The organism is Kitasatospora sp. NBC_00240 (genome assembly GCF_026342405.1).
Taxonomy (GTDB): Bacteria; Actinomycetota; Actinomycetes; order Streptomycetales; family Streptomycetaceae; genus Kitasatospora.
Genome location: NZ_JAPEMU010000001.1, coordinates 3,149,260 through 3,174,739, shown reverse-complemented (window position 1 = coordinate 3,174,739; position 25,480 = coordinate 3,149,260). Strand labels below are relative to the sequence as shown.

Annotated in this window: 24 protein-coding genes and 1 pseudogene; 12 read left to right on the top strand and 13 right to left on the bottom strand. The window is 73.9% G+C overall.

The window, feature by feature from the left end; genetic code table 11:
- Positions 1-192: 192 nt before the first annotated feature.
- A complete protein-coding gene (locus tag OG689_RS13420) occupies positions 193-1,392 on the bottom strand; it encodes a TerD family protein (RefSeq protein WP_266327083.1) in 1,200 nt (399 codons plus the stop codon).
- 274 nt (positions 1,393-1,666) lie between these two features.
- The gene (locus OG689_RS13415; RefSeq protein ID WP_266320387.1) at positions 1,667-3,175 is read right to left on the bottom strand and encodes a hypothetical protein; all 1,509 of its coding nucleotides are present in this window, start codon (positions 3,173-3,175) and stop codon (positions 1,667-1,669) included.
- A gap of 318 nt (positions 3,176-3,493) precedes the next feature.
- On the opposite strand from OG689_RS13415, the gene OG689_RS13410 reads away from it, so the two are divergent.
- Entirely contained in the window at positions 3,494-4,006 is a 513-nt protein-coding gene (locus tag OG689_RS13410; protein ID WP_266320385.1) for an SsgA family sporulation/cell division regulator, read from the top strand.
- 175 nt (positions 4,007-4,181) lie between these two features.
- Here the strand turns inward: OG689_RS13410 and OG689_RS13405 are convergent, their stop codons facing one another.
- Together OG689_RS13405 and OG689_RS13400 are read right to left on the bottom strand one after the other, a co-directional pair.
- The gene (locus OG689_RS13405; protein WP_266320384.1) at positions 4,182-5,654 is read right to left on the bottom strand and encodes a helix-turn-helix domain-containing protein; all 1,473 of its coding nucleotides are present in this window, start codon (positions 5,652-5,654) and stop codon (positions 4,182-4,184) included.
- Positions 5,655-6,004: 350 nt separating this feature from the next.
- Positions 6,005-6,370: pseudogene (locus tag OG689_RS13400) on the bottom strand (BlaI/MecI/CopY family transcriptional regulator); the annotation flags it as partial.
- Positions 6,371-6,651: 281 nt separating this feature from the next.
- Here OG689_RS13400 and OG689_RS13395 point away from each other — a divergent pair.
- The 5 genes from OG689_RS13395 to OG689_RS13375 all read left to right on the top strand — a co-directional run bounded on the left by OG689_RS13395 (position 6,652) and on the right by OG689_RS13375 (position 10,774).
- Entirely contained in the window at positions 6,652-7,281 is a 630-nt protein-coding gene (locus tag OG689_RS13395; protein WP_266327081.1) for a DedA family protein, read from the top strand.
- A complete protein-coding gene (locus OG689_RS13390; RefSeq protein WP_266320382.1) occupies positions 7,278-7,991 on the top strand; it encodes a phosphatase PAP2 family protein in 714 nt (237 codons plus the stop codon). Before OG689_RS13395 ends, OG689_RS13390 begins: the two co-directional genes overlap by 4 nt.
- A gap of 122 nt (positions 7,992-8,113) precedes the next feature.
- Positions 8,114-8,626 carry a pyridoxamine 5'-phosphate oxidase family protein gene (locus tag OG689_RS13385; RefSeq protein ID WP_266320381.1) on the top strand — a complete coding sequence of 171 codons (513 nt, stop codon included), beginning with the start codon at positions 8,114-8,116 and terminating at the stop codon, positions 8,624-8,626.
- Positions 8,627-8,884: 258 nt separating this feature from the next.
- A complete protein-coding gene (locus OG689_RS13380) occupies positions 8,885-10,006 on the top strand; it encodes a TIGR03364 family FAD-dependent oxidoreductase (protein ID WP_266320379.1) in 1,122 nt (373 codons plus the stop codon).
- A 90-nt stretch (positions 10,007-10,096) separates the two neighbouring features.
- Positions 10,097-10,774: a phosphonatase-like hydrolase gene (locus OG689_RS13375; RefSeq protein WP_266320378.1), complete on the top strand. Its 678-nt coding sequence runs from the start codon at positions 10,097-10,099 to the stop codon at positions 10,772-10,774.
- A 65-nt stretch (positions 10,775-10,839) separates the two neighbouring features.
- Here the strand turns inward: OG689_RS13375 and OG689_RS13370 are convergent, their stop codons facing one another.
- Together OG689_RS13370 and OG689_RS13365 are read right to left on the bottom strand one after the other, a co-directional pair.
- Positions 10,840-11,394, bottom strand: a complete 555-nt coding sequence (locus tag OG689_RS13370) for a hypothetical protein (protein WP_266320376.1) — start codon at positions 11,392-11,394, stop codon at positions 10,840-10,842.
- Complete coding sequence (locus OG689_RS13365; RefSeq protein ID WP_266320374.1) at positions 11,391-11,798, bottom strand: hypothetical protein; 408 nt, start codon at positions 11,796-11,798, stop codon at positions 11,391-11,393. Before OG689_RS13365 ends, OG689_RS13370 begins: the two co-directional genes overlap by 4 nt.
- A gap of 130 nt (positions 11,799-11,928) precedes the next feature.
- On the opposite strand from OG689_RS13365, the gene OG689_RS13360 reads away from it, so the two are divergent.
- The 6 genes from OG689_RS13360 (at position 11,929) to OG689_RS13335 (ending at position 16,069) form a co-directional block, all read left to right on the top strand.
- Positions 11,929-12,756 carry a helix-turn-helix transcriptional regulator gene (locus tag OG689_RS13360; RefSeq protein ID WP_266320373.1) on the top strand — a complete coding sequence of 276 codons (828 nt, stop codon included), beginning with the start codon at positions 11,929-11,931 and terminating at the stop codon, positions 12,754-12,756.
- Positions 12,756-12,968 (top strand): DUF397 domain-containing protein, encoded by a 213-nt coding sequence (locus tag OG689_RS13355; protein WP_266320371.1) that lies wholly within the window; start codon positions 12,756-12,758, stop codon positions 12,966-12,968. Before OG689_RS13360 ends, OG689_RS13355 begins: the two co-directional genes overlap by 1 nt.
- A gap of 119 nt (positions 12,969-13,087) precedes the next feature.
- A complete protein-coding gene (locus OG689_RS13350) occupies positions 13,088-13,543 on the top strand; it encodes a MarR family transcriptional regulator (RefSeq protein WP_266320370.1) in 456 nt (151 codons plus the stop codon).
- Positions 13,540-14,403 (top strand): ATP-binding cassette domain-containing protein, encoded by an 864-nt coding sequence (locus OG689_RS13345; RefSeq protein ID WP_266320369.1) that lies wholly within the window; start codon positions 13,540-13,542, stop codon positions 14,401-14,403. Before OG689_RS13350 ends, OG689_RS13345 begins: the two co-directional genes overlap by 4 nt.
- The gene (locus OG689_RS13340; RefSeq protein WP_266320367.1) at positions 14,363-15,232 is read left to right on the top strand and encodes an ABC transporter permease; all 870 of its coding nucleotides are present in this window, start codon (positions 14,363-14,365) and stop codon (positions 15,230-15,232) included. The genes OG689_RS13345 and OG689_RS13340 overlap by 41 nt, the downstream gene beginning before the upstream one ends.
- Before the next feature lie 48 nt (positions 15,233-15,280).
- Entirely contained in the window at positions 15,281-16,069 is a 789-nt protein-coding gene (locus tag OG689_RS13335; RefSeq protein ID WP_266320365.1) for a hypothetical protein, read from the top strand.
- 99 nt (positions 16,070-16,168) lie between these two features.
- Here OG689_RS13335 and OG689_RS13330 read toward each other — a convergent pair whose 3' ends face one another.
- The 7 genes from OG689_RS13330 to OG689_RS13300 form a co-directional block, all read right to left on the bottom strand.
- Positions 16,169-18,136, bottom strand: a complete 1,968-nt coding sequence (locus OG689_RS13330; protein ID WP_266320364.1) for a phosphocholine-specific phospholipase C — start codon at positions 18,134-18,136, stop codon at positions 16,169-16,171.
- Positions 18,137-18,150: 14 nt separating this feature from the next.
- A complete protein-coding gene (locus tag OG689_RS13325) occupies positions 18,151-19,569 on the bottom strand; it encodes an endonuclease/exonuclease/phosphatase family protein (RefSeq protein WP_266320362.1) in 1,419 nt (472 codons plus the stop codon).
- 354 nt (positions 19,570-19,923) lie between these two features.
- Positions 19,924-21,879, bottom strand: coding sequence for an alpha/beta fold hydrolase (locus OG689_RS13320; protein ID WP_266320360.1), 1,956 nt, complete (start codon positions 21,877-21,879; stop codon positions 19,924-19,926).
- Positions 21,880-22,184: 305 nt separating this feature from the next.
- On the bottom strand, positions 22,185-22,760 hold the full coding sequence (locus OG689_RS13315) for a TetR/AcrR family transcriptional regulator (RefSeq protein ID WP_266320359.1): 576 nt from the start codon (positions 22,758-22,760) through the stop codon (positions 22,185-22,187).
- Positions 22,761-22,996: 236 nt separating this feature from the next.
- Complete coding sequence (locus OG689_RS13310) at positions 22,997-23,317, bottom strand: multidrug efflux SMR transporter (RefSeq protein WP_266320358.1); 321 nt, start codon at positions 23,315-23,317, stop codon at positions 22,997-22,999.
- Between the two features lie 6 nt (positions 23,318-23,323).
- Positions 23,324-24,139 (bottom strand): HAD family phosphatase, encoded by an 816-nt coding sequence (locus OG689_RS13305; RefSeq protein ID WP_266320357.1) that lies wholly within the window; start codon positions 24,137-24,139, stop codon positions 23,324-23,326.
- 234 nt (positions 24,140-24,373) lie between these two features.
- Positions 24,374-25,459 carry an ABC transporter ATP-binding protein gene (locus OG689_RS13300; protein ID WP_266320356.1) on the bottom strand — a complete coding sequence of 362 codons (1,086 nt, stop codon included), beginning with the start codon at positions 25,457-25,459 and terminating at the stop codon, positions 24,374-24,376.
- Positions 25,460-25,480: the final 21 nt, after the last annotated feature.

Genomic DNA, 25,480 nt, shown 5'->3' with positions numbered 1-25,480 from the left:
CGGCATCAGGCCGGGTGGACGCCTCTCCGCACCTGCTGAGCCGGGCCTCTGGTCCGCAGGCTCAAGGGGTGATTCTAGTCGGCCGGACGGCTCAACCTCGAACCGCCCGGTCAAGTGCCCGGAGAGGGCGGCCCGGACGCGACGGTGCCCGGTGCCCCGCCGCCTCGGGCGGGGCACCGGGCACCGGGTGGTTCAGAGCATCGCGGAGGCGGGCTTGACCATGGCGCGGGCGGTCTTGGCGTCCACGTACTCGCCGATCGCCGTCATCACCCACTCGCCGGAGAACTGGCGGACCAGCTTGCACATCACCACGCCGGTGTGCGGCTCCGAGCTGGTCAGGTCGAACCGCACCAGCACCTGGCCGCTGCCGGCGTCCAGCAGCCGGCAGTAGGCGTTCTTCACGTCGGTGAACTTCTGGCCGGAGAAGGAGTTGACCACGAAGACCAGGCCGACCGCCTCGGGCGGCAGCCCGTCCAGGTGGACGGTGATCGACTCGTCGTCGCCGCTGCCCTCGCCGGTGAGGTTGTCACCGGAGTGCGCGATCGCGCCGTTGAAGATCGACAGCTTCATGAACCAGGCGGTCTCGATCTTGTTCCGCTGGGCGTCGAAGGCGATGCACGAGGCGTCCAGGTCGACGTTGCGCCCGCCCCGGGCGGGCTCCCAGCCCAGGCCCATCCGGACCGAGGACAGGAACGGCTTGCCGTTCTTCTCCAGCGAGACCGAACCGCCCTTGACCAGGTTCACCCGGCCCTTGTCCAGGGTGACCTTGGTGAAGGACGGCGCGGTGGCCGGCGCCGGGGGCGCGGCCGGGGGCGTGATCGGCATCGGCGGAGCCTGCGTGGCGGGCGCGTGCGCGGGCGGCGGCGGGGTCTGGGCGGCCTGGGCGGCCGGCGCCGGCTCGTCCTCGACCGAGACCCCGAAGTCGGTGGCGATGCCCGCCAGGCCGTTGGCGTAGCCCTGGCCGACGGCCCGGACCTTCCAGGCGCCGCCGCGCTGGTAGACCTCGACCACGACCAGTGCGGTCTCGCGGTCCAGCCGCGGCGGGGTGAAGGTGACCAGTACGGCGCCGGTGTCGGCGTCCCGCACGGTCGCGGTCGGCTCGATGCCGGCGAAGGTCGTGCCGGCCTCGTCCGGGCTGGCCGTCACCACGATCTTGGTGATGCCGGCCGGGACCGCTCGGGTGTCGATGGTGATGGCGTCCGCCACGCCGCCGCTCGCGGGTCTGTGCGACACCCCCGGGCCGTTCGGGGCGTTGAAGAAGACGAAGTCCGCGTCCGAGCGGACCTTCCCGGCGTCGGTCAGCAGCAGACCCGAGACGTCCAGCGCCTTGGGCGCGGTCACCTCGACGGTCACCCGCGCGGCGGTCAGCGGGGCGTTGCCGCCTTGGGTCAGGACCGTGGTCACGGGATCCTCCTGGGATGCGTTTGGGAGGCCGGCGCGGCCGACGCGCCGACGGGATCCACAGTAACGAACGCGTGTGGCAAAGTGACCGGCCGACGGGCCGGGTTCTGTCGGATCGTCGGACCGGACGACACGCCGCCGCCGGGCCCGGTGACCGCGCCCGCGACCGGGTACCCGAAGACGTACGGGAAAGGCTGGCGGGCCGCCCCGCGGAGGTGCCCGCGGCCGGCCTGCCGGCCCGCGCGGCACGGTGGTTGAGGCGGGGTCAGCGCCCGGGGGTGAGTGCCGGGTGGGCGGCGGGCACCGCGGGCGTGCCGGGCGCGAGCGGCCCGGCGGCCGGCAGGGCCTCGAAGGCGCCGATGGCGGCCACCGCGCGCGGGTCCAGGATGCCGAAGGCGGAGGCCGTCCAGGTCTCCGCGGGGGCCTTGCCCGGTCCGGCGGCGGGCAGCACGCCCCGCACCCCGAAGGTGTACTCGCCGGGCGGGACGTCCGCCCCCACGGGGGAGGCGAACCGGTAGACCCGGGCGCCGTGCTCCTGGGAGGTGGTCATCACCGCACCGGCCAGGTTGGTCCACGCCGTGGTGCCGTGCACGACCTCGGCCGGACCGAGCCGGAACTCGGCCTGGAGCGCCGTCAGCGGCTCGCTCACGGTCAGCCCGAGCAGGTGGCGGGTGCCGTCCTGGCCGAGCGAACGGACGCTGGCCGCGCCGGTGAGCGCGAGGTCGGGAGCGGCCTCCTGGCTCGCGGGGTGCTGGTCGGCAGGGAACTGCCCGGCGGGGTAACGGTCGGCCGCGTGCGGACCGACCGGGTACCGGCCGGCCGGGTTCTGGGTCGCCGGGTGCTGGCCGACCGGGTTCTTTCCGGCCGCGTGCGGGCGGGCTGCGCCCTGGGCCGGCGTGGTCGTCGAAGGGGTACCCGGACCGGTGGGCCCGGGCCGGCCGGTGGGCGCACCCGGAGCGTCCGGGCGGGCGGGCACCGGCACGGGGAAGGGCATCGCCGCGGACGGCCGGGCGGCGGACGGCCCGGTCGACGGGGCGCCGATCCCGGGCACGGGGGCCCCGGGCGGGGGTGTGAGCGGCTGCGGCGGGGCGGGCCGCGCGGCGGACTGCGTCATGGCCGGTGGTGCGGCGAGCGGCGACGGGGTCAGGGACGGTCCGAACGGGCGCGATCCGCTGCCGGTCGGTCCGAACTGGGGGCCGACCGGTACGGGGCTCGCAGTGGCCTGCAGCAGGCACTCCGCGGCCGTCGGGCCTTCGGGCCGGAGCCCGTCGGGGGCGGGGCTGCCGGTCGGCGCCGGCACGGGAGCCGGCGCGGAGGGGGCGGGCGCCGTGGCGGAGGGCGCGGCCGTGGGGGCGGGCGCCGGCGTGGGCGCCGGGCTGCCGAGGGGCGGCGGGGTGGTCCGTTCCGCGTTGCGCGAGCCGGGCGTGCCGATGCCCGGGCCGATCGCCCGGACGGAGGGCTCGGCGCCGGAGGCCGGGGAACGACCGGCGTCACTGCCGGTCCGGGAGTCACCGTCGGTGCCCGGAGCCGGCGGCGGGGTGGCACCGACCGTGGCGAAGCCGGCCCGGCGCCCCACCGCCTGCTGCTCGTTCAGCAGCCAGGTGGTCGCGATGCTGAGCCCGACCACGGTGGACATCGCCATCGCGGCGCCGGAGAAACGGAGGGTGGGCAGGCGCAGGCGGCCGCCGAAGGGCTTCGGGCGGCTGTGCCGGCCCTGCGGCGCAGGCCGCTCGTCCGGGCGAGGTGCCGCCTCGGGGTCCTTACGGAGAGCCACCGGACTCCCTTCCCTCCGTGTGCCGTCCGCCGCTTTCCGCGACGGGTTCCGGGGTCGGACCCGTGAGGAAGCAACGGGCTCGCGACCGTGCCCGCGCGGGCCGGAGGCACGAGAGTACCAGCGGCGGAGGGGATCGTCGCCGGACCGCGCGCGAACCCGGCCGTCCGACGGACCGTCCTCGTACGCAGAACAGTTGACGGACCGTCGGACAATCCGCCCGGGGCCTGACACGATTATTGCAACCTCCTTGCAACCCTTGCCGTACCCCGCCGGATGGCGCACGCTGGTGAAATTCCAAGCCGTACCGGAGAGATAGTCATGCCGCGCGACCCTCTGCCCGCACCCTCCGATGCCTCTCTCGCCGCTACCCCCACGGGCGGCGATGAGGAAGGCTCCACCGCCGCTCCGGCGGCGGTGGAGGAGGTGCTGACCATGCGCATCGCGCTCGGCGACGAAGCAGTCGGAGAAGTCAGCACCCGGTTCCGGTTCGACCCGCAGCGTCCGTACGAGGTACTGCTGACCTTCCACCTCGGCCGGCCGGACGAGGCGGACTGGGTGTTCTCGCGCGAACTGCTGCGGGACGGCCTCACCACCCTGAGCGGGCAGGGCGACGTCAAGCTCTGGCCCGCGTACTGCCCCTGCCACGGGGCGACGCTGCACGTGGCGCTGGAGTCGCCGCACGGCAGTGCGCTGCTGGAGGTCGCCAAGCCCAAGGTCCAGGACTGGCTCGACCGGACGTACGCGCAGGTGTCGGAGGCGGCCGAGGCCTCCTGCGGCCCGACGGACGCCCAGCTGGCCGCGCTGCTCGCCGGGGGCTTCCCCACCGACTGACCGGCCGACCGGCTGAGCTGCGACCGGCTGAGCTGCGACCGGCTGAGCTGCGGTCGGCTGACCCGTGGCCGGCGCACGGCGCCGTTGCACGCCCCGGCGTCCGGGCGCGCGCCGGGCTTGGAGTCGACGGTTCGGGCGACCAGGCCGGGTTATTTCTCCGCGCGGACCGGCGGGTTCAGCAGACCCGGGGGCGCGTGAGAACGGGCGGGTGCCCGCCGTCCGGGTGAACCGCCACCTCCGACGTTCTGGCGAGGGCCGGCGGGTGCGCGGCGTCCGGCGGGGCCGGCAGCCGTACCGTCCCGGCGGCCAGCCGGGAGCGCAGCCGGCGGACGGCCGGCGCCGAGGAGCCGGGCAGCAGGTCGTACGGATCGTCCGGGCCGATCACGCCGACCGTCACCGTCGGGGCGAAACGGTACGGCCGGTGGACCAGTAGCCCGCCCAGGTAGCGCCGCAGCCGGGACAGCTCGGCCCGGACGGTCACGGTACGGGCCGGATCGCCGAACAGCGCCTCGGCCAGCTGGGCCGCGCTGCGGCCGTCCCGGTGGGTGGCGAGCAGCAGCAGCAACTCCGCGTGGCGCGGGCTGAGGCCGTGCGACCAGGTGCCGGCCGCACCCTCCACCGACAGCTCGGGGCGGTCCGGGCGGCGCAGGTCCAGTCGCAGTCGTGCGCCCTCGGTCTGCTCGGAGACCCCGGACCGGTCGCCGGCGGCGGCCCGGCCCGGCGAGTGGAGGGGCCGGACCAGCCAGCCGTCGGCGAGCGGCTCGACGGCGCACTCCCCGAGCGAGGGCAGCCAGTGGACGGAGGCCGAACCCCACCCCTCGGCGGGCAGCCGCAGCCGGTCGGTCGGCGGCAGGCCGGCGGCGGCCGCCGTCCAGCCGTCGTCGTCCACCACCAGGGCCGGTCCGCTCACCTTGGCGAGCAGCGGGGTGGCCACCGTCCGCAACTGGTGCAGTGCCTCCAGCCGGCGGGCCCGCAGCTCGGCCTCCGCCAGCCGGGCGGCGGTCATGGTCAGCTGGAGCAGGTACGGTCGGGCGTGCTGGGCCGGGGCGCTGATGTTGATCACGCCGGCCAGCCGGCCCGTCCGGGGCTCGTGCACCGGGGCGGCGAAGCAGGTCCAGGCGTGGTGGCTGCGCAGGTAGTGCTCGGCGGAGTGCACCTGCATCGGCCGGCCGGCGCGCAGCGCGGTGCCGATGCCGTTGGTGCCGACGTTCTCCTCCACCCAGCGGGCGCCGATCAGGAAGCCGATCCGGTCGGCGCTCCGGCGCAGCTGCCGCTCGCCCTCGTGCCACAGGACGTGCCCCTCGGCGTCGGCGACGGCGAGGATCAGCGGGCAGTCCCCGGTGGCGTCGAGCAGGGAGTCGCGCAGGATGCCGATCACCTCGTCCAGCCCGCTGGCGCGACGGCGGTGCTCCACCTCGGCCGGGCCGAGGTGAACGGTGGCGGCGCCCCGGTCGGGGTCGAGGCCGAGCCGGCGCAGCCGGGCCCAGGAGTCGCCGATCTCGGGCCTCGGGCCGGCCTCGGGGCCGCTGTCGGCGGGGAGTTCGCCGCCGGTCGCGGCGTCGTGGACGGCGGAGAGGTCGGGCCCCCCGGGTGCGGGCGCAGCGGCCGCGCCGGCCGGTCGTCGAGTGTGCCGCCGGGTCTGCCGCACTCCGCTCCCCCTAGCCGCGAACCGTCGCTACCTCGTCGTTGACGCGTTGCCGAAAGCGTACGGCGGGAGCACGGTCGGCGGGGGTCCCGTGCGCAAATGTGACCTACCGACCGGTATGAGCTGCACGTTCGCGCAGACCTTCGCCCCTTGCGGTCATTCTGGGCGGCGGCTGCGACCCTGTCCAGCAGGCGTCGGGGCGCCGTCGGGGCGGCGATCGGGGCGGTGAGTGGCCGTCAGCGCCCGGGCGGGCCGGCGCTCCGGGCGGCGTCGGCCGTGCGGTGCGGGTCGGTGGTGGCGTCCGGGGCTTCGATCGGGACGGGGGAGCCCTGGCGGCCGCGCGGGCCGCCGGCGCGCTCCCCGAGGAGGTCGCGCAGCACCCGCTCGTCCTCGTCCGAGAGGTCGGAGACGAAGCGCGCCAGTACGGTGGAGCGGTCGGCCCCGCGCTCCAGCTCGGTGCGCATCCGGCGGGCGGCCAGCCCGGCCGGGTCCCGGACGGTCGGAACGTAGCCGTACGCCCGGCCGGCCCTGATCCGCTCCACCGTCCCCTTGTCGTGCAGCCGGGCGAGGATGGTGGCGACCGTGGTCCGGGCGAGCCCGGCGCCCAGGGCGGCCCGGACGTCCTGCGGGGTCAGCGGGTGCTCCGCGGCCCAGAGGACGGCCAGCACCCGGGCCTCCAGCTCCCCGGCGGAGCGACGGGCCGACGGCGCTTCACTCATGTCGGGGTTTTCCTCCAGCGGTCGTCTACAGTCACGTAGACCGTCTACATGACTGTAGACGACAGTAGTGCGCCCCGCGGGGTCGCCCCCAACGTCCGGGAGGTCCGCCCGCCGTGTTCGAGTCGTCCGTGTCCACGTGGTCCGCCGCGCAGGCGCACGTCCTGCAGGCGCACGTCCTGCAGGCACACGTCCGGAGCCTCGCGGGCCCGGCCCTCCCCGGTCCGGCCCTCCCCGGTCCGGGGCAGGCCGGTCCAGGGCAGGCCGGTCACGAAGCACTGGCGGTGAACCTGCTGGACGCCTCCTCCCTGCTGGCCGCCTTCGGCGCCCTGGGCATCGCCGTCATCCTGTTCGCCGAGACCGGCCTGCTGATCGGCTTCTTCCTCCCCGGCGACTCGCTGCTCTTCACCGCCGGCCTGCTCTGCGTCCCCGGCGCCACCGACGGCCCCCGGCTCCACCTCCACCAGGTGCTCCCGGCCGCCGTGCTCGGCGCACTGCTGGGGGCCCAGGTCGGCTACCTGATCGGCCGCCGCGGCGGGCACGCCCTGCTGCGCCGGTCGAGCAATAAGAGCCTGCACCACGGCGTACTGCGGGCCGAGGAACTGCTCGCCCGGTACGGCTACGGCAAGGCGATCGTGCTGGCCCGCTTCATCCCGGTGGTGCGCACCGTGCTCAACCCGCTCTGCGGCGTCCTCGACGTGCCGCTGCGCACCTTCACCCTCTGGCAGATCGTGGGCGGCACCCTGTGGGCCGTCGGGGTGACGATGGCCGGATACGCCCTCGGTTCGTCCGTGCCGGATATCGACCGTTATCTGCTACCCATCATCGGTCTGGTAGTAGTTGTCTCCGTGATTCCTCTTGTTCTTGAACTGTTCCGCGCCCGTAAGGGGCGCCGTGGCGGGGGCGACACGTGACCGTCACCGTGCCCCAGGGGCTTCCGGCCGGGCCGCGCGCGCTGCTCGCCTACGACGGCAGCGGCATCGACGGCGGCCTCTACGTCCGGGTCGTCGGCTGGGCCGACCGCGCCCCGCACTGGCTGGACGAGCTGGTCAAGGCCTGGTCGGCGGTCGGGCTCGGCCTGTTCGCGCTGCTCATGCTGTACGCCTGGTGGCGAGCCCGGGGGGCCGACTCCGTGGTGCTGGCCCGGGTGCTGGCCTCGCCGTTCGTCGTGATCGTCGCGTACCTCGTCAACTCGGTGTTCAAGAGCCTGGTGGAGGAGGTCCGCCCCTGCGCGCAGATCGCCGGCACCATCTCCCTGGAGACCTGCCCGGGCGCCGGTGACTGGTCCTTCCCCAGCAACCACACGGTGATCGCCTTCGCGGCCGCCGCCGCGCTCTGGTTCGCCTTCCGCGGTCTCGGCCTGACCGCCCTCGCCTGGACCGGCTGGGTCGCGGCCGCCCTGATGGGCCTCTCCCGGGTCTGGGTCGGCGTGCACTACCCGCACGACGTCCTCGTCGGCGCGCTGGTCGGCACCGCCGTGGGCCTGCCGCTCGCCCTGGCGGCCGGCCGCGCCGCCCCGCTGGTGGACCGGGGGCGCGCGGGGCCGTTCGGCGCCCTGCTGGGCGCCGGCCCGACCGACCCCGGCGTGCCCCGCGAGACCCCGGCGCGGATGCCGGCGGACTGATCCCGGCGGTCGTCCGCCACTCTTGTGCGGCCGGGCCGGCGGGGAGAGCATGTGAGCCGGGCGAGGGCCCCCGAACACCGGGGTCCACGCCCGGCTCTGTCGTTCCAGCGGAGGGATGCGCCATGCCGTACCGGCTCGACATCACGCAGGGCGAGTGGCCCGCCGAGGATTTCCGCAAGGGCGTCGAAGGCATCCTGGCCGAGAGCATGGTGCTCACCCTGGCCACCGCCGGCCCCGAGCGCGGGCCGCACGCCAACCTGGCCTTCTTCGCCTACGACGAGGACCTCGTCCTCTACTTCGTCAGCGAGCGCTCCACCCGGCACAGCCTCCACCTCGCCGAGGAGGCCAGAGCCGCCGCCACCGTCTTCCTGCCGCCGCCGGTCTTCGGCGAGCAACTGCGCGGCGTCCAGCTGACCGGCAGCGCCTGCGAGGCGTGGGGGCGGCAGGCGGAGGCGGCCCTCGCCGCGTACCAGGGCCGCTACCCCTCGTTCGCGCAGGACCCGGACGTCCGCGAGCAGTTCCTCACCGGCGCCGGGGCCGCCGCGCTCTACCGGCTCCAGGTGGAGGAGCTGACGGCGGTGGACGAGCCGCAGTTCGGGCGGCGCAACTACCTGCGGGCGACGGTCCTGCGCTGAGCCCGGGGGCGCTCCTGCGCCGAGCCCGCGGCGGGGCGGTGGTGGGCCCGAGGGGCGGTGCCCCGGTGGGTCCGCGTACGGGTGCGAGTACGCGTGCGGCGGTGGGTCCGAGGGTGTGGAGGTGGGTCCGCCGGCCCGGCCGGGGCTCCGGTGAGCCGGACGATCAAGAGCGTGTTGTCTGTACAACTTTCTGGGCCATTCACCTGCGCGCCGCGATTCGGACCCCTCGCGGCCACCTCCAGGCGACAGCCTGGCCGCATGAGAATCATCGTTGTAGGAGCAGGCGTCCTGGGCAGCATGCACGCCTGGCAGGCCGTCGAGCGCGGCCACGAGGTCGTTCACCTGGAGCGCGAGGCCGAGGCCCGCGGCGCGTCCGTCCGCAACTTCGGGCTGGTCTGGGTCAGCGGACGCGCCGCCGGCGAGGAACTCGCCACCGCGCTGCGCGCCCGCGAGCTGTGGGAGCGGATCGGCGAGCGGGTGCCCGCCCTCGGGTTCCGCGCCAACGGCTCGCTCACCGCGATCACGACCGAGGCCGAACTGGCCGTCGCCGAGCACGCCACCACCCTGCCGGACGCCGCCGCCCGCGGCTACCGCCTGCTCGACCCCGCGGAGACCCGGGCCGCCAACCCGGCCCTGCGCGGCAAGCTGCTCGGCGCCCTGTGGTGCGGCCAGGACGCCGCCGTCGAGCCGCGGATCGCCCAGCCCGCGCTGCGCGCCGCCATGTCGGCCACCGGCCGCTACACCTTCCTGCCCGGGCGGGAGGTGCGCGAGGTGATCGGCGAGAACGCCGTCCGCGACGACCACGGCGACGTGCACACCGGCGACCTGGTGATCCTCTGCACCGGCGCGTGGACCGGCGGCCTGGTCCGCGAACTGGCCCCCGACCTGCCGGTCCGCCGCGTCCGCCTGCAGATGATGCAGACCGACCCGCTGGACGAGCCGCTCACCACCTCGGTCGCCGACGGCGACAGCTTCCGTTACTACCCCGCCTTCGCCGGCGGCGCGCTGGAGCAGCTGAAGGCCGTCCAGCCGCAGCCGCCGGTCGCGGCCGAGCACAAGATGCAGCTGCTGATGGTCCAGCGCAAGGACGGCGGCCTCACCATCGGCGACACCCACGAGTACGAGCACCCCTTCGCCTTCGACGTCGACGAGGCGCCGTACGAGCACCTGGTCTCCGTCGCCGAGGAACTGCTCGGCCGGCGGCTGCCCCGGATCCGGCGTCGCTGGGCCGGGGTCTACGCCCAGTGCACCGACAGCTCCCGGGTCGTCCACCGCGAGCAGCTGCGGGACGGCGTCTGGCTGGTCACCGGCCCCGGCGGGCGCGGCATGACCTGCTCGCCGGCCATCGCCGAAGCCACCGCGGACCTCGCCGGCCTCTGAGCCCGCGGCCCCTCGCAGAGGCTGCCCCCAGCCCCGCCGAACCTGTTCCCCCTCGCAATCGAACGCGCCTATCTTTAAGGACACTTGAGCATGAGCACCGACATCCGTCTGGTCGTCCTCGACATGGCCGGCACCACCGTCGCCGACGACGGTCTGGTCGAGCTGGCCTTCCGTTCCGCCGCCGCGGCCCTCGGGGTCGAGGCCGACAGCCCCGAGCACCGGCGCATGCTGGAGCACGTCCACGCCACCATGGGCGAGTCCAAGATCTCGGTCTTCCGGCACCTCTTCGGCGAGGAGGAGAAGGCCCAGCGCGCCAACCTCGCCTTCGAGGAGGCCTACCACGACCTGGTCGGCGCCGGGCACTGCGCCGCCATCCCCGGCGCCGCCGAGGCCATCGCCGAACTCCGCGGCCAGGGCCGCAAGGTGGTCCTCACCACCGGCTTCTCCCGCTCCACCCAGGACAGCATCCTCAACGCCCTCGGCTGGCAGGGCATCGCCGACCTCACCCTCTGCCCGTCCGAGGCCGGCCGCGGCCGCCCCTACCCGGACATGGTGCTCACCGCGCTGCTCCGCACCGGCACCGACTCCGTCCGGCAGATCGCCGTCGCCGGCGACACCGGCTACGACATGCTCACCGGCACCCGCTCCGGCGCCCCGATCGTCGCGGGCGTCCTCACCGGCGCCCACGGCGAGGAGCGGCTGCGCGCGGACGGCGCGACCCACGTCCTGGCCTCGATCACCGAGCTGCCGAAGCTGATCGCGGGCTGATCGCGGGCTGATCGTGGGCTTGGCGCGGGCTTGGCGTGGGCTGACTCCGTCCGCCCGCGCCCGCCTCAGCCACGGGAGGCCGGCTCGCGCTCCGTCCGGAGCCGGGCCGCCTCCCGGGCGTGCCAGTCCTCCACATGTTCCAGGCACCACCGGCACAGGTGCAGCGGGACGGTCGAGTCGGCCACGGTCAGCTGGCCCGATCCGGCCACCTCCGCCAGCCGGAGGCAGCCGAAACACCGGTCGGCGCGCCGCCGTTCGCCGTCCGGGGCGGGCACCGGCGACCGCTCCGCCGTCGGCGTCCGTGCCGGTGCCGGTGTCGCTGCCGGTGCGGGCGCCGGGCCGGACACCCACGGCGGGGGAGACTCCGCACACCGTCCCGAGTCCGGCCCCGAGTCCGGTGCCGCCTCCGCCGGGTCTGCGGCCGCCCGGCACATCACCGGTTCGGACGCCGAGACCCCCACCATGAGCGAGATCCCGAACGCCAGCAGCGCGACCAGACCGGTGGTGCCCGCCGGCCCGTCCCGGATCGGCCAGGCCGCACCGAAGGCGACGGCGCCGCTGACGGCGACCACCACGACGGTGGCGGCCGGCGCCGCCACCGGGCGCACCGGGGGCCTCATACCGGCTCCGCGGTACCGGAGTTGAGCCGACTGTCCCGGTTCCGCTCGGACAGCTTCGCCCCGAGCGCCTTGGGCGGCCGGTCGATCCAGCCGGGATCGGCCTCCCACTCCGCGCCGCCGGACTCCGGCCGGAGGTAGACCGTCTTCCCGATCCGGTCCATGAAGTGGCCGAGCCGCCCGCTCAGCGCGTCGAGCACGAGTTCGCCCACCTGCCGGGGAACGTACGGGATGGTCGGCGGCGCCGGGCGGCCTGCCGCGGCCGCGACCGGCGGGTACGGGCTGGTGAGCCTGAGCCCGGCCTCGGGGCGGCCGCCGCAGTCCCGGGGGCACTCGCAACTGGGCATCGAACGGTCGCTCACCGGAGCCGGGGACGGCTGCGGGCGGTCGGACTGATCTCTCGTCATGGGCTCTGCTCCGTAGGGTTCTTGCAGGCGACGAACTTCACTGTTCGTGTCCCCATGATTACCGGGAGGAGCTACGATCGGTACCAGTTTCGACTTGACAACTCGTAGTGTGGAGTTGGGGGAAGCGCTCGTGAACCTGAAGGAACTCGATCCCTCGGCCTCGCCGTGGGCCGCCTTCGGAGTACAGCTCCGCAGGTCGCGCCAGGCGGCGAACGTGACACAGGCCGAGTTGGGGAAGCTGGTCAGCTACGGCGCCTCCTACGTCTCGTACGTGGAGCTCGCCCAGCGCCCGCCGTCCGCTCGCTTCGCCCGTCTCGTCGACGAGGCGCTGGGGACGGGCGGCACGCTGTCGCTGATGTGGTGGCAGCAGCGCAACACCGCCCTGCTGGAGGGGTTTCCGGAGTACGCGGCGGACGAGGCCAAGGCCGCCGAGATCAGACTCTTCGAACTCGGCGTCATCCCCGGACTGGTGCAGACAAAGGAGTACGCGACCGCGCTGGTGGCGGCGGCCGTCGGGCGGGGCAACATCACCCCAGGCCAGGCCGACGAGCGCCTGGCCTTCCTGGCCACCCGCCAGTCACTGCTGGAGCGGAATCCGGCGCCGATCGTGCACGCGGTGCTGGACGAGAGCTGCCTGCGGCGTTCGATCGGTGGACGTGAGGTGATGGCACGCCAGTTGGACCACCTGCAGAGCCTGGCCGGCCGGCCGAACGTGATCGTTCAGGTGGCGCCGTACGACCTGGGGGAGCGTCGCCCGTTCGCTTTGCCCGTGACCCTGCTGACGCTTGCCGACCGGTCGGTGCTGGGGTACACGGAATCGCAACAACGGGGCTTCCTGGAGCGTGAAACGGAGACGGTCACCGGATGGGAGAGGAACTACGATCGGCTGCAGGTTGAAGCGCTGTCGCAGGCTGATTCCCTGTCCATGATCCGCGCCATACGGAAGGAACTGCTGTGATGAATAGGCACGTTGACCTGACCGGCGCTCTCTGGCGCAAGTCCAGCCACAGCGACAACGGCGGCCAGTGCGTCGAGGTGGCGCCCGGGTTCCCGGGCGTGATGCCCGTCCGTGACTCCAAGGACCCCGAGGGGCCCGCCCTGGTGTTCCCCGCCGGCGCCTGGCAGGCGTTCGTGGCCGCCGCCGCGCGCGGCGAGTTCGGCGCCGTCTGACCCGACCGTCCACTTCGGAGCCCCGCCGTCCCTCCGGGGATGGCGGGGCTCCGGCGTGTGCGGGGGCGGGTTCGGGATTTCCCGAGCTTTTTGCTCTCAGTGAGAGCTAAAATCGAACAATGGACGACTCGGCATTCCCCGGCGACTTCGAAGGGCTGCTGGTCGGTATCAACCGGCTGGTGCGGCGCCGGCTCCGGCGTGGAGTGCCCGAACCCCGGCTGCGCGGTGCGCAGGTCGAGTTGCTGCGGCTGGTCGGGGCCCGGCCGGGGCTGCGGATCTCGGAGGCGGCCGAGGAGCTGCGACTTGCCGGGAACTCGGTGTCGACGCTGGTCCGGCAGTTGATCGGGCTGGGAATGCTGACCAGGGAGCCCGACCCGCAGGACGGCCGGGCGGCGCTGCTGCGCGTCACCCCGGCGGCGGCCGGCCGGCTGCGGGCCTGGGAGGAACGCCGCGCGGCGCTGCTGCGCGAACAACTGGACCGGCTGTCGGAGGAGGACCGGGCCTCGCTCGCGGCGGCGCTGCCCGCGCTGCGCAGGCTGGCCGCGAACCTGCACGAGGAGGAGGCCGCGCGATGACCGACCGCACGGGCACGGGTACCGCGGACGCGGTGAGCTGCACCGGCTTGGAGTACAGCTTCGGCGGGGCCAGAGCCGTCGACGGGGTCGACCTCACGGTCGCGCCGGGAGAGGTGTTCGGCCTGCTCGGCCCCAACGGCGCGGGCAAGACGACGGCGATCCGGGCGATCACCACGCTGCTGCCGGTGCCCGCCGGCATGGTCCAGGTCTTCGGCCTGGACGTGGCGCGCGAGCGGATGGCGGTGCGGCGGCTGCTCGGGTACGTCCCGCAGCAGCTCTCCGCCGACGCCAACCTGACCGGACGCGAGAACGTCGAACTGTTCGCCCGGGTCTACGACGTGCCGCGCCGCGAGCGCGCGCCGCGGATCGCCCAGGCGCTGGAGGCGGTCGGACTCGGCGACGCCGCCGACCGGATGGCGGGCACGTACTCCGGCGGCATGGTCCGCCGGCTGGAGCTGGCCCAGGCCCTGGTCAGCGCGCCCCGGCTGCTCATCCTGGACGAGCCGACCATCGGGCTGGACCCGATCGCCCGTACCAGCGTCTGGGACCGCCTCGCCGAGGTTCGCGCGGCGACCGGGATGACCGTGCTGGTCACCACCCACTACATGGACGAGGCGGACCAGTACTGCGACCGCCTCGCCCTGATGGACCGGGGCCGGATCCGGGCGCTCGGCACCCCCGCCCAGCTCAAGGACGAACTGGCCGGGCAGCAGACGTCGTCGGGGGAGCCGGGCGGTCCGGCGCCCACCCTGGAGGACGTCTTCCGGCACTTCGCCGGCAGCGGCCTCACCGACGACCAGGCAGGAGGGGAGTTCCGCGATGTCCGCAACACCCGTCGTACCGCGTCCCGAGTCGGCTGAGGCCCCGGCCGCTCCGACCGCTCCGACCATCGGTCTGCTCGGCACCCCGCCGAGGGTCCGCTCCGGCTGGCAGGTCTTCCCGGCCCGGGTCGGCGCCATGTGCGTGGTCGAACTGCAGAAGCTGCGGCACGACCGCACCGAGCTGTACACCCGCGCCGTCCAGCCGGCCCTCTGGCTGCTGATCTTCGGCGAGACCTTCACCCGGCTGCACGTGATCCCGACCGGCGGCATTCCGTACCTGGACTACCTGGCCCCGGGGATCATCGCCCAGTCCGCGATGTTCATCGCGATCTTCTACGGAATCATGATCATCTGGGAACGCGACTCGGGCGTGCTCCCCAAACTCCTGGTCACCCCCACCCCGCACTCCGCCCTGGTGGCAGGCAAGGCCTTCGCCGCCGGAGTGAAATCGGTGATCCAGGCGGTGGTGGTGATCATCATCGCGGCGCTGCTCGGCGTCGCGATGACCTGGAACCCGCTGCGCCTGCTCGGCGTGGTGGTCGTGGTGGTGCTCGGGTCGGCGTTCTTCTCCTGCCTCTCGATGTCCATCGCCGGCATCGTGCTCACCCGGGACCGCCTGATGGGCATCGGCCAGGCCATCACCATGCCGCTCTTCTTCGCCTCCAACGCCCTCTACCCCGTCGCCCTGATGCCGGGCTGGCTGCAGGCCGTCAGCCGGGTCAACCCGCTCAGCTACGAGGTCGACGCGCTGCGCGGCCTGCTGCTGGGCACCCCGTCCCATCTGTGGCTGGACTTCGGCGTGCTCTGCCTCGCAGCCCTCGTCGGCATCGCCGCGGCCTCCTCACTGATGGGCCGGCTGGCCCGCTGAGCGGGCTCGGTCGGGCTTGCTCCGCGCGGACCTGGGAGGATGCCCCCCATGCAACCCTGGGACTCGCTGACCGTCGCTGAACAGACCGTGCTGCGGGCCGCCATGGGGCAAGGCGGCTCGCTGGCCGGGCTGATCCAGATGCACGGCGTCGACCTGCGCTGGGCCGGTGCGGCGGACGCCCCACCCCCGCGCAGCTACACGGGCGACGAAATACTCGCACTGGCACCCCGGTTCGGGGCTCTGACGCTCGACCTGGTCGGGCGCGGGCTGGTCACCGTCCGCCGGCTACGGGGCGGTTTTCCGGCCGACGACGACCCGGTGGTCGCCGGGGCCGAGTTGCGGGACATCCTCGCCGAGCCGGCCACCTGGATCTGGAGCCCCCGGACGGCGGCCACGTGCTACCTGGCCGCCACCGAGGCCGTGGGCGAGGAGTGGCGCCGGGACCGCTGGTCGATCGCGGACGCCGCCCCCCGCCCCGCCCCGCCCGTCTGGGAGGAACTGGACCAGGACCAACGGGACGTGATGGTCTGCGCCATGGAGGTCAGCGGGATGCTGACCGGCCCGTTCGGGATCTGGGCGGACCTCCCGGACGACCTCGGCGAGGCCGACCGCGCAGGCTGGGTGGACGCCCAGCTCGCGCCGCTGCTGCCGCTGGTGCGCGACGGCTGGATCGAGGTGCGGTACCGGGCCGACCCGCACAGGGACGAGTTCACCGTGATCCCTTTCGAGGGCTTGCACCGTGCCTTCGCCGACCCGGCGTTCCGGCGCGACGACGCGGACGACTGGGGCATCGGCTTGACCTGCGTCTACACCCACGCCTACCTCGCGCTCAGGTAGCGGCCATGGCCACCGGTCCACCGGTCCACGGGCCCGCGAGCCTTGTCCGGCGCCCCGGTGCCGCCCCCGAACGAGGGCGGCACCGGGCCGAAGCCGGGCTCAGTGCAGACGGCCCGCGTACCGCTGGGCGAACCGGGTGCCGGCGCCAGCCGTCACGGTCAGGTCGTAACGCCCCTGATCGAGAGGCCAGTTGACGGTGACGCTGCCACCGGGAGCGACCCAGGCGGTCTGGGCGGCGCCGGCGAAGTCGTTCCGCGCCAGGGTGAACGACGTCTCCGTCCGGCCGCCGTTGGTGAGCAGCACGGCCACCGTCGTGGCGCCGGGCGCCGGGGCAGCTGCGGTGACGGACGGCACCGCTACGTCGTCCTGGCCCGCCCGCACCACGGTGCCGGCGAAGCGGCGCACGAAGCCGTCCGGGCCGTGCACGGTGAAGTCGTAGCGTCCGTCCGTGGTGGAGGCGTCCCAGGTGTAGGTGCGCTGCGCACCCGGCGCGACCGTGAACGGCGTGCCCGCGAACGGGAAGACGATGTTCGGGTACACGGTGAACGGGAACGCCACCGACCCCTGGTTGGCCAGCGTGCAGGTGACCGCGCCCGTCGTCCGGTCGACCGTCGCGTCCGCCCACGGCCGGTACGGCAGCCGGCGGGACGGGCGCGTACCCGGCTCCTGGACCGGTATCGCCTGGGTGCCGGTTGGGGGGAGGGGGACGGCGGGGAGTTTGGTGGCGGCGTCGGCTTTGGTCATGAGGGCGGTGGTGTCGGGGAGGGTGGGGATGCTGGTGTCGGGGGTGGTGAAGTCGAAGGCGCTGGTGAGGTCGCCGCAGACGGTGCGGCGCCAGGTGGAGATGTTGGGTTCGGTGACGCCGGTGACTTTTTCGAGGAACTGGAGGACGGAGGTGTGGTCGAAGACCTGGGAGTTGACGTAGCCGCCGCGGGTCCAGGGGGAGACGATCCACAAGGGGACGCGGTTGCCGAGGCCGATGGCGCGGCCTTGGGTGAATTCTTCGGGGGTGCCGGGTTCGGGGGTGGGCGGGATCATGTGGTCGAAGTAGCCGTCGTTCTCGTCGTACATGACGAGGAAGGCGGTGTGCTTCCAGACGTCGGGGTTGGACATGAGGGACTGCAGGGCGGTGTTGACCCAGTGGGCGCCGTAGGCGGGGCCGGCGTTGGGGTGTTCGGAGAAGAGGTAGGGGGCGACGAGCCAGGAGACGGTGGGCAGGGTGCCGTCCTTGCAGTGGGCGTCGAAGGCGGCGGGGTCGAACTTGGTCATCGCGTTGACGTAACGCGGGTCGGTGGTGGGGTAGTTGTGGAACTGCTTGAAGTAGGAGAGGGCGTTGTCGTCGTAGTCGCCGGTGCGGTCGTCCTTGCTGGGGTTGTGGTAGACCCGCCAGCTGACGCCGGCGGCCTGGAGGCGTTCGGCGTAGGTGGTCCAGTCGGCGACGGGGTTGTCCGTGACGGGGGTGTTGTCGATCCAGGGGCCGGTGGTGCCGTCGCGGCCGGGGCCGGCGGTGCCGGTCCAGAGGTAGAGGCGGTTGGGGTCGGTGGGTCCGGCGAGTGAGCAGAAGTAGGCGTCGCAGAGGGTGAAGGCGTCGGCGAGGGCGTACTGGTAGGGGATGTCGGCCCGGGTGAAGTAGCCCATGGTGCGTTCGCCCTTGGCGGCGATCCATTTGTTCATGGCGCTGTTGTTGATGGCCTGGTGGCCGGTGGCCCAGTCGTGGGCCAGGCCGCCAGCGTTCTGCGCGTTGTACTTCGACGTGTCCATCCGGTACGGGAGCATGGCGCCGCCGTCGGTGCGGGCGGTGTCGGGCTGGCGGAAGACGTCTGTGCCGTCGGGGAACTGCAGGGCCTGCTTGTCGTTGAAGCCGCGGACGCCGCCCAGGGTGCCGAAGTAGTGGTCGAAGCTACGGTTCTCCTGCATCAGGATCACCACGTGCTTCACGTCCGCGATGCTGCCGGCGGCCGGTGCGGCTGCGGCTGCCGTGGCGGGGGTGGTGGAGAGGCCGACGAGGGCGGTGGCGCCGGCCGCCGCGGTGGCGCCGACGAAGCTGCGGCGGGAAAGCTCAGGCATGGTGGACCGGCCTCTCAGAGGGTGAAGGTGGCGACGGCTGCGGCGGTGTCCGAGGGCCACTCGTTGGCGGCCGTCGCGGGGTCGGCCTGCGGCCAGCCGGTGGCCAGGGTGTGCGCCTCGGCCAAGGTGAGCGGACCGGCGAACTGCACCTGGTCGATCCGGTCCTGCGGCTCCGGCTTGCTGCCCCGGACCTTGCGGGTCGGCGACCACGTGTTCCCCGGGAAGGCGACCGGGTCCGGATGCGCGTTGCGGAACGCGTCGGTCAGCCCCGCGGCCTGAAGCGCCACCGTGACAGGCCAGTTGAGCGGCCGGCCGGAGGCAGCCGTCCAGTCCAGGTGGGACGGCGAAGCGAGGCCCGCGCCCAGCAGCACCGGGACGCCGGTGGCGATGTCCGCCTGGACCGCCGTCGCCAGCGCCTTGGCCTGCTGCAGCCGGACGGAGGCGTTCTCCGCCGCCTCCACCTGGGCCGCGCTCTGTCCGTCCTGCACGGCGTACGGGCCGTAGCCGGTCTCGCTCAGGTGGGCGGCCCAGAAGCGGGCGGTGCGGCCGCCGGGCAGTTGCAGGGTGACGCCGGCGGCAGGCAGGGCGGTGGTGACGGGGGTGACGGCGGTGAGCGGGTAGCGGCTGAGCACGCCGACGCTGCCGGGGCTCTGGTAGGCGTACCAGCCGAGGGCGTCGGCCAGCGCTTGGGCCGCGGTGCCGGCGGTCTCCTGGAGGGCCAGCACGTCCAGGCCCTGGGTGAGGATCACCCGCAGCTGCTTCTCCAGCGCGTCGGTGACATGGGTGCCCGCGTCCCAGAGGTTCCAGGCCGCGGTCTTGAGTGGGAGCGGTCCGGCGGCCGGGCGGACGGGCACCAGGACGGTCACGGTGTCGGTGGCGCCCGCGCTGTCCTTGACCCCGACGGTGACCATGGCCGGGTGCGCCGGGGCGGTGGCGGGGGCGGTGCCGGTGACCGTCCCGTCCGCTGCTACGGACAGCCAGCTGTCCCCGCCGATCCGGCGGAAGGTCGCCGAGCCGGCCGGGTTGCCCGCCGGCCGGGCCCAGAGCTTGCCGAGCTTCACGGTGACCGCCCCGCCCGGCGCCACGGCGGTCGCGGTCAGCGCGTCCACCGCTGAGTGCGGCCGCAGCACGGCGGGCTTCGGGCGGAAGGTGAACGGGGCGCTCTGCGCCAGGATGCCGTAGCCGTCCTTGGCCAGCAGGTAGGCGGTGTACGGGCCGCCGGTCAGCGCGGAGGTGTCCAGCTGGACGTCCCCCGAGGCGCCAGGGGTGTACTTCCAGAGCAGCGAGGAGCCGGTGCCCGGCTGGCGGGTGCCGTCGTAGATGCCGACCCAGTTCTTGGCGTCGGGCGCGCCGGTGGTCCAGTGAAAGGTGAGCTTGTCGCCTTCGGTGGGGCTGCCGGAGGAGCTGAGGGTGAGGGTGCTGCCTGTGGCCACGAGGATCCTTCAGGTCAAGTTGGTTGCACAACTGGAGGCCTATTGACCCGAAGGGCGGCGTACTGCGCGTGAACGGCGAGTGGCCGGGCGCCGGGGCGCGCGGTAACTCCAAGGCTGTGCAGGCGGGGTGAGTCGTTGGGGGGTGGCCGTCGCGAGGCGGGCGGAAGTGGCGCCGCACGGCCGGCGGGCCAGGGAGACGGCCTTCACGGGGGTCGGGGGCGGTCGGGATCGGGGCAGGGGGTTGGGGTCGGGGCGGGGTCGAGCGAGCGGGAACTGGCGAGCGGGAACGGGCGACGGAACATGGCCCCGGGACCAGGCCGGCGGCCCACAGGAAGCGGGCCGCCGGCCGAAGGATCACGGTCGGGTGTCCAACATTGCGGTGATCGGGGAGCTGATGGGGGCGGTGAACTCGGCCAGAATTTCGGCGAGTCGGGCGGGATGGCTCAGCTGTGGATGATGACCCGCGCCCGGCACGGTGACGACTGGAAGCGCGATCGCGGGGTTGGCGGGAACGGCCACGGTCAGCGGATCGTGCTCGCCGACCACCAGTCGCACAGGCACCGGACAGGATCGCAGCAGTTCCGACAACTCCGAACGCACCCGCGGCCCTTGGAGGCTCCGCAGACGACGGGCGGTTCGTCCGGCCACCCCCGGCCGACGCAGACCGAGCACTGCGACGGCCACCGTGGCATCCGCCTCCGCGCCGCGGGCGCCAGGGCCGAGCAGGGCGCCGGCCAGGAACCGGGCGGACGCCCGCCGCAGGACCGTCGCGGTGATCGGCACGATCCGGACCGCCCGGGGCGGGCGCGACTGCAGGAAATACGGCGCCACCAGCACCAGTGCGGACACCCGTTCGGGGTGCGCCGCCGCGTAGGCCAGTGCGGGGCCGGCGGCCGCCGAATGCGCGACGATCACCGGCCGCGAACGCACCGGCGCCAGAAGGTCGGTGAGCCACTGCGAGGCGCTGCCGGTGGCGGGCGAGGAGCGGCCGAGCCCCGGCAGGTCGGCGAGCAGGGACGGCGCCGGGAGGCGGTCCACGACCGCGTGCCAGCCGTCCGAGTCCAGCGGCAGACCGTGCAGCAGGACGTAACCGGGTGCTTCCCGCTCGCCCGCGACGTAGCTGCGGCTCCCGGAGAGCCCGACGAAGGAGCCGACCGACCCGACCGACCCGCCGGGGCCGCCCGACCCGCCGGGCCCGGCGCCGAACCGATCGGCGACCAGGCGGCCGGCCCACCGCCGCAGCAGGTCCTCCACCGGCGGATGCCGGAGCCCGGCAGCCTCGGCCAACCGGTCGGCGGAGGAGGTGTCGTAGCGCTCCTCGGAGATGAAGGAGAGCGTCTCGGGGTCCGCGCGGGTGAGTGCGCGGGGGAGACGGCGAAGGACTCCCGTCGGGACGAGGTGCCGCGGCGCGCGAACGCCGAGGTGCGCGGCCACGAGCCCGACCAGCTCGGGGAGATCGGGCGTCGTCGGGTCGAGCACCGTGTGCAGACCGAGCGGGCCGCGGTCGTGCTCCGGCACCGCTGCCAGGAACCGGGCCAGGTGGTCGATCGCCACCACGGGCAGGAAGGTACGTCGGCTGCCGGGAAGCGCCGGGAGGCGGCCGTGCCACAACTGCTCGACGAGGCCCGCCAGGCCGATGTACTGGCCCGCCTCGCCGGTGACGGAGTGCCCGATCACGCTGCTCGGGTTCACCACGGACAGTGGTACGCCCAGCCTTCCGGCCTCGACGCGGACGGCCGCGTCGCCCTCCAGCTTGGAGGCCTCGTAGGCGCCGAGCCGGGCGTATCGCTCGTCGGCCTCGCGGGGTGGGAGCGGAAAGACGGCCGGGCTGTTCCCGACGCGATAGCCCGAGACGTGGACGAGGCGCCGGAGCTGCGGTCGGGTGGACGCCCAGCGCAGGGCGTGCAGCGCGCCGTCCACGTTGGCCGCGTAGGCCTCGGCCCTGGACAGTCCGAAGCGGTAGAGGGCTGCGGTGTTGAAGACGTCGCGGACGGTCGAGAGGCGTGCGTCGTCGGCCTGGTCGAGTCCCAGTCCGGGGCGGGTGATGTCGACCTCGACCGTGACCAGCCCGCGATCGTCCGCACCATGCTCGCGGAGCCATTCGCGGAGCTCGCCGTCGCGCCGTGCCCCACCTCGGACGGCCGCAGCGACCGTGAGGCCGGAGGAGAGGAGTTCGAGGACGAGCCAGCGGCCGATGAAGCCGGTGGCGCCGAGGACGAGGGTGGTGGGGGTGATGGGAGTGGTGTGAGCCGTGGGGGTGATAGGCGTGGTGGGTGTGCTGGGCGTGCTGGGGTTTTCGGGGGACGGCATGCGCGGCCTTTCGGTGGACCGGTCTACATAATTTTGGATGACGGAGGATCGGAGGTCGCCGGTGCGGGCGGTGGGCGGTGTGCTGAAGGGTGGCGATCGTGCGGCGCGGGGGTCGGCTCACGGGGGGCCGGCTCGCGAGGGGCGACGCCCCGAGTGAGAGGGGTCGGCGGCGGCTCTGGCCTGCTTCGGAGTTGGGTCGCTGCAGGGTGAGCCACCTGCGTCACGGGCGGGTCGCATCTTGGTAGACCGGTCTACATATTTTCAAGGCCTACGAACCCCCAGTCGCCACCCCTGCCCTCCCGACCTCAGGACATCGTGAGCAGTAGTTGCACAGCCCGCGCCGCCTGGTCGAGCGGCGCACGGCTGTGTCGTACGCGGGCGAGCAGCAGCGCGCCTTCGAACTGGGCGAGCACCGCGCCGGCGGCGACGTCGGCCGCCTGGGACGTCCGGCCCTCGGTCACCAGCTGCGCGGCCAGGGCCTGCTGCCAGTTGTCGTAGGCCTCGGCGCAGGTCCGCCGTAGCTCCTCGTTCCCGCCCGCCACCTCCAGGGCCACGGTGGCGATCGGGCAGCCCTTGGTGTAGCCGGACCCTTCCATGCGGTCGCCGAACGCGTCCAGCAGGCGTCGGACCATGACCCCCGCGCTGAGCTTCTCGCGGGCGAAGGAGTCGATCAGCCCGCCGATCTCAAGGCCGGCATCGGTCAGGGCCGCCGCGACCAGTTGGTCTTTTCCGGCGGGGAAGTGGAAGTACAGCGAGCCTCGCGGTGCCCCGCTCTCGGCCAGCACCTGGTTGAGGCCGGTGCCGAAGTACCCCTGCGCCTCGATGAGTGCCCGGGTCGCGGCGACCAGCCGGGCACGTGTCTCCTCGCCTTTTGCTCCCATGGCGAAAGAATAGACCGGCCTACATATTCTGTCCACAGGTCGCGCTGCGCCGCCGCCGTAGCGGCAGTAGGTACCACCACCGTCCGTCCGTCGCGCGCACCTTGACCGCCGTGCCGCGTCGAACCAGCCCCACAGCCACCCGGTGGCCCCCGGCCCCCGGCGCCCCGGCCCCCGGCGCCCCGGCCCCCCGGCCCTCGCGCGGTCCCCTCGACTGCGCGAGGCCCGGCCGCCCGGCCTCAGTGACCGCCGCGCAGGTTCAGCGCCACCACGCCCCCGATGATCAGGGCCAGGCCCAGCCACTGGGCCCGGCCCAGGCTTTCGCCGAAGGCCAGGACCCCGATACCGGCGACGGCGGCCGTGCCGGCCCCGGACCAGACCGCGTACGCGACGGAGACCGGTATGTGCTTCAGGGCCTGCCCGAGCAGGACGAAGGAGAGCACGTAGCCCACTCCCACGCCGAGGCTCGGCCAGAGCCGGCTGAAGCCCTCGGTGAGCTTCAGGCAACTGGTCGCGCAGACTTCGCTGACGATGGCGAGGCTCAGCAGCAGATAGGGCATGGTCCGTCAAACCGCCCGGGCCGCGGCGAGCTTCCCGAGCAGGTCCAGATCGGCGAGCTCCAGGCTGTCGAGCAGGGTGACCCGGGGGGCGGCGGCGATCGGTACGGCGGAGGGGACCGCCAGCACGGCGCAGCCGGCCGCGTGGGCGGAGGCGACGCCGGTCGGGGTGTCCTCGACGGCGACGCAGCCGGCCGGGTCGAGGCCGAGCAGGTCGGCGGCCGCGAGGTACGGGTCGGGTGCGGGCTTGGTGTGCTCGGTGTCCTCGGCGGCCAGGGTGACGGTGAACCAGTCACGGCCCAGGCTGTCGAGAACCAGGTCGACGACCCGCCGGGGGGAGGCCGAGACCAGTGCGGTGGGCACCTGGGCGTCGCGCAGCGCCGTGAGCAGCGTGAGGGCGCCCGGGCGGGGCACGATCTCGGCGGCCACCTTGCCGGCGAAGTTGTCCCCGAGCAGGGTGGCCAGCTCCGCCTCGGTGCGGTCGGTGCCGCTGCGGTGGTGGAGGTGGCCGGCGGTGTGCTCGATCGCCTGGCCGAGTACCTCGGGGAGGTCGCGGTCGGTGAGGGTGAGTCCGAGCTCGGTGGCGATCTCGGCGGCGGTCTGGCACCAGAGATGTTCGGTGTCGACCAGGGTGCCGTCCATGTCGAACAGGACGGCGGCGGGCGGTGCCCAGGCCAGAGCGGCGGTCCGGGAAGCGCCCGGCACACCGGCGTCGGGCAGACCGGAGCCGGGCAGGTCGGAACGTGCCGAACCGGAGTCGGGCGGGCCGGAGCCGGCCGATCCAGCGCCGGGCAGGTCGGAGTCGGGCAGGTCGGATGCAGGCATGGCGGTACCTTTTCGGTGTTTCGGGTGGTGCCGGTCGTGCGGGTGCCGCGCGTACGGTCGGCCGTTCGTGGGCCGTTCGTGGGCCGTTCGTGGGCCGTCCGTCGGCTGTCCGTCGGCCGTTCGGCCGTCCGTCCGGGACGGGTCGTCCGGGACGGGTGGTCCGGGACGGGTCGTCCGGGACGGGTCGTCCGGGACGAGCCGGCCGTTCGCCGCGCGGGCTCCCGGTCGACGGTGTCAGGCGGGGCGGCGGTCCACCAGTACGGGCCGCTCGGGGAGGGTGATGGCGGCGGTGCTGCCGATCGGCAGGTTGGCGGCGGCCTCGGTGGGCAGGTCCGTCTTGACCTCGGTGCCGTCGGCGAGCCGGACGGTCAGCCGGGTCACGGCGCCCAGGAAGGAGGCGGCGACGACCAGCGCCGGGCCGCTCGCAGCGGGGGTCAGGCCGACGTTCTCCGGCCGTACCAGGACGTGCAGTTCACCGTCGGCGGGGATGACACCGTCCACCGGGTGGCGGCGGCCGAGCACCTCGACGCCCTCCCCGGAGCGCACGCACGGGATCCGGCTCATGGTGCCGACGAACTCGGCGACGAAGGCGGTGGCCGGGCGGGCGTAGAGCTCGGAGGGCGTCGCGCACTGCTCCAGGCGTCCGGCGCGCAGAACGGCGACCCGGTCGGCCATCGACAGGGCCTCCTCCTGGTCGTGGGTGACGAACAGGGTGGTGATGCCCAGCTCCTGCTGCAGGCGGCGGATCTCCTCGCGCAGGCTGAGGCGGACCTTGGCGTCCAGCGCGGAGAGTGGCTCGTCGAGCAGCAGGACGCGCGGCTCCAGCGCCAGTGCGCGGGCCAGCGCGATGCGCTGCTGCTGGCCGCCGGACAGCTGGTGCGGGTAGCGGTCGGCGTGCTGCGGCAGGCCGACCAGCTCCAGCAGCTCCAGCGCGCGCTTGCGCCGCTGGGCCTTGGCGGTGCCGCGCATCCGCATGCCGAAGGCGACGTTGTCGGCGGCCGTGAGGTGCGGGAAGAGGCTGTACGACTGGAACACCATGCCGGCGTCGCGTCGGTGGGCGGGGATCCGGGTGATGTCCTCGCCGTCGACCAGCACCTGGCCGCTGTCGTGCTGCTCGAAGCCGGCCAGGATCCGCAGGGCGGTGGTCTTGCCGCAGCCGGACGGGCCGAGCAGGGCGAGCAGTTCGCCCGGGTGGACGGTGAGGTCGAGCCCGTCCAGGGCGGTGGTGGCGCCGAACGAGCGGCGCAGGGAACGGAATTCGACGGTCGCGCTGCCGGGCGCGAGCGGTGCGCCGGCAACGGGGGCGGTAACCGTGGTCATGGGGGTTTCTCGCTAACGGAG

Bases quoted from the DNA above. Each gene is read 5' to 3' on its own strand.
- OG689_RS13410 (WP_266320385.1), top strand. From the start codon at position 3,494: ATGCCGCGCGACCCTCTGCCCGCACCCTCCGATGCCTCTCTCGCCGCT.
- OG689_RS13385 (WP_266320381.1), top strand. From the start codon at position 8,114: ATGCCGTACCGGCTCGACATCACGCAGGGCGAGTGGCCCGCCGAGGAT.
- OG689_RS13380 (WP_266320379.1), top strand. From the start codon at position 8,885: ATGAGAATCATCGTTGTAGGAGCAGGCGTCCTGGGCAGCATGCACGCC.
- OG689_RS13375 (WP_266320378.1), top strand. From the start codon at position 10,097: ATGAGCACCGACATCCGTCTGGTCGTCCTCGACATGGCCGGCACCACC.
- OG689_RS13370 (WP_266320376.1), bottom strand. From the start codon at position 11,394: ATGAGGCCCCCGGTGCGCCCGGTGGCGGCGCCGGCCGCCACCGTCGTG.
- OG689_RS13365 (WP_266320374.1), bottom strand. From the start codon at position 11,798: ATGACGAGAGATCAGTCCGACCGCCCGCAGCCGTCCCCGGCTCCGGTG.
- OG689_RS13355 (WP_266320371.1), top strand. From the start codon at position 12,756: ATGAATAGGCACGTTGACCTGACCGGCGCTCTCTGGCGCAAGTCCAGC.
- OG689_RS13350 (WP_266320370.1), top strand. From the start codon at position 13,088: ATGGACGACTCGGCATTCCCCGGCGACTTCGAAGGGCTGCTGGTCGGT.
- OG689_RS13345 (WP_266320369.1), top strand. From the start codon at position 13,540: ATGACCGACCGCACGGGCACGGGTACCGCGGACGCGGTGAGCTGCACC.
- OG689_RS13340 (WP_266320367.1), top strand. From the start codon at position 14,363: ATGTCCGCAACACCCGTCGTACCGCGTCCCGAGTCGGCTGAGGCCCCG.
- OG689_RS13335 (WP_266320365.1), top strand. From the start codon at position 15,281: ATGCAACCCTGGGACTCGCTGACCGTCGCTGAACAGACCGTGCTGCGG.
- OG689_RS13330 (WP_266320364.1), bottom strand. From the start codon at position 18,136: ATGCCTGAGCTTTCCCGCCGCAGCTTCGTCGGCGCCACCGCGGCGGCC.
- OG689_RS13320 (WP_266320360.1), bottom strand. From the start codon at position 21,879: ATGCCGTCCCCCGAAAACCCCAGCACGCCCAGCACACCCACCACGCCT.
- OG689_RS13315 (WP_266320359.1), bottom strand. From the start codon at position 22,760: ATGGGAGCAAAAGGCGAGGAGACACGTGCCCGGCTGGTCGCCGCGACC.
- OG689_RS13310 (WP_266320358.1), bottom strand. From the start codon at position 23,317: ATGCCCTATCTGCTGCTGAGCCTCGCCATCGTCAGCGAAGTCTGCGCG.
- OG689_RS13305 (WP_266320357.1), bottom strand. From the start codon at position 24,139: ATGCCTGCATCCGACCTGCCCGACTCCGACCTGCCCGGCGCTGGATCG.
- OG689_RS13300 (WP_266320356.1), bottom strand. From the start codon at position 25,459: ATGACCACGGTTACCGCCCCCGTTGCCGGCGCACCGCTCGCGCCCGGC.